General features: G+C 65.7%; 2 protein-coding genes and 1 pseudogene. 1 reads left to right on the forward strand and 2 read right to left on the reverse strand.

All coding sequences use genetic code 11. The features are described 5' to 3' along the window. Nucleotides 1-7: 7 nt before the first annotated feature. Nucleotides 8-814, reverse strand: a complete 807-nt coding sequence (locus tag WBF82_RS03475) for an LLM class F420-dependent oxidoreductase (RefSeq protein ID WP_424381705.1) — start codon at nt 812-814, stop codon at nt 8-10. Between the two features lie 25 nt (nt 815-839). Further along, complete coding sequence (locus WBF82_RS03480) at nt 840-2000, reverse strand: poly-gamma-glutamate hydrolase family protein (protein WP_424381706.1); 1161 nt, start codon at nt 1998-2000, stop codon at nt 840-842. Between the two features lie 81 nt (nt 2001-2081). On the opposite strand from WBF82_RS03480, the pseudogene WBF82_RS03485 reads away from it, so the two are divergent. Continuing rightward, a pseudogene (locus WBF82_RS03485) lies at nt 2082-2520 on the forward strand (hypothetical protein); the annotation flags it as partial.

The following is a 2520-nucleotide window of genomic DNA, read 5'->3' on the forward strand; positions in this document are numbered from 1 at the left end:
ATCGTGGTCATCGGAATTCCGCAATCACCTTGGCGACAGTTTCGGCGTGGTGTTCCTGCACGGTGACGGACGTCAGCCCGAAGGTTTCCCGGTAACCGCGCAAGGTGTCGGCGATCTCGCGGGGCGATCCGCTCAGCACGGAGGGCAGAGCCAGCAGTTGCTCGTCGGAAAGATCGGGCGCATACCTGCGCGTCATCGCCAGATCGGGCTTGCCGGAGTTGTCCGACGGCACCGCGGTGATCGCTAGGTTCAACTCGAGATCCGCAAACCGGTCACCAGCGGCGGCGCGGACAAACTCGACGCGTTCGGCCAGAGCGTTGTTGGCACCTGTCAGGCCGACGATGTCGGCATGTTGGGCGGCCACCGTCAACAGTCGATTTCCGTTGCCGGCGATCAGGATTGGGATGCTGGGGTGGTGTTCCTTCAGGTAAGTGGTGACGTGCTCGAGATGGTCGACGCGTTGCCCGGCACTCGGGTACGGCAGCTCGGCAGCCTCGAATTCCTCGCGGACGTAGCCTGCGCCGAGGCCGAGCTCGAGGCGGCCGTCGCTGAGGTCGTTGACAGCAGCGGCATCGCGGGCCAACAGCGCCGGCTTGTAGAAGCCGGCGTTGAGCACGTAGGTCCCCAGCCGCACGGTGGAGGTGGCCGCCGCGACGGCGGTCAGCACCGGAAACGGTGCCGGCGCGCCGAGGTGGTCGGGGAGGTGAATGCCGTCGAAGCCGAAATCCTCCAGCCGCCTTGCCTTGTCCCGCAATGCGGCGCTCGACTTGGCGCTGTGGATGCCTATCGAGAAACGAAAGGTTTCCTGTGCCATCAACCAACTCCGATCGGGTAGTTATTCACGAACGCAATGTCCAGGAGCGTGCGGCGGCCGCAAGGCCTTGCACCAGAGCAGAAGTCACCGGCGACAACCCGTCGTCACCGGGCCCCGGCTGAATTGCCCGACTCGCCCCCTCGCCGCGACGCGGCTGGGGGTGCCCCCACCTCAGTCCGTACCGGACTGCATCGTCGCCGGGCAGGAGACTGCGTGGGCTGATGCCCCTGACCCGGGTCGGCAATTCCAATTGGGTGCCGCCGTCGCGAGTCCGGTTGACCGGGTTACCCGGATGCAGCCCGCGTAGTTCGAGCGGGATCTGGTCGATGTCGGTGACAACCTGATAGCCGGGCAGTTCGAGGTGGCCGGCAACGTGAGCGGCAAGTACTCGGTTGCTACCGCCGGCCAACAGCTGGGTGCCGCGCCCGATCCGCCCGTATCCGTGGAGCGAGATCGCGATGTCGACGTGGTCCAGGAACTCCGCGAGTCGGACCGACTCGCCCACGCGAAAACGAGCCGACGACAAGTGATGTGGATAGCGGTCGGGATGCCGCACCAGATACACCGACGCGTCGGCCGCGTCGGCGGCGCGTTCAGCGATCACGTCGGTCATTTCCTCTAGGCCGCCGCCGTGAATGGCAAGAAAACCGAAGCGCGACCGCAGCCGACTGGCCTCGATCACCCCGGCATCGGCCAGCAGTTCGGAAAGCGACTGCGGCGCAGGCCCTCCTGCCCGCGCACGTGGCCGAGGCCAACGAGCAGGATCCCATCGTCGCAAAAAGTCGATCCAGCGCTGCGGCAACCCGTGGTGCACTGCTCCGTCGATGATGCGTTCCAGGTAGCCCGGTCGCGGCGGACCCGGATGCACCCGGTGGTCGATGTACACCCAGGCATCAGACGGCCCGTCGTCGGTGTGCACGGTCAGCTCGTCGCGCCGATAGCGCGACGGCACGCCCTCCACGCTGTCCAAGGTGGCCAAGTCGTGATCGGAAAGCTGCCAGACGACTCCGTGCACTGCGGTGCCGTCGAACGGCTCGACGGTGGCCACGCCGCGTTGATTGATCAGCCAGTCGTGGTCGGCCAGCACCGCGCACCGCGGATTGGCGGCGTCGGGGCAACGTTGCGCCATCTGCCGCACGCACAGGTTGGACCCGTACGCGAAATAGGTATGACGTCGCGCAGACACTGGGTTCGATGTTAGCGGGGCGAAGTACCTGATCGGCGAAGGGGCGATTACCCGTCGCTGCCGCAGGTCATGATGTTCAATGTGGCCCTGACCGCGGATCGTTTCGACCAGTGGACCGGCGCCTCGATGTCTCGGCGTCGAGCAATCGGCGTGATCGGCGGAGTATCCGCCGGGGCAGTAGCGTCCATGTTGATTGGCGTTAAACAAGCGTCCGCGCAGCCGGGGCAGCTGCCGCAGCAGATCTACGTCATCAGGCACGGCGAGAAGCCGATCGACGAGTCAAGGCCACCTTTCGGCGTCGACATCGACGGGAACCGCAACGAATTTTCCTTGTCACCCAAGGGGTGGGAACGGGCCGGTGCGCTGACCGCGTTGTTCAGCCCGGCGGTCGCGCCGAAGATGGGCCTGCGCACTCCCACGGCTTTCTATGCAACCGCTTACGGAGACCCGGCCGTGACGAAAATTCACCGGCCCTACCAGACCCTCCTGGGTCTCAGCCGATTGCTGGGTCTGCCCATCC

This window comes from Mycobacterium sp., from assembly GCF_049673265.1.
Classification (GTDB): Bacteria; Actinomycetota; Actinomycetes; order Mycobacteriales; family Mycobacteriaceae; genus Mycobacterium.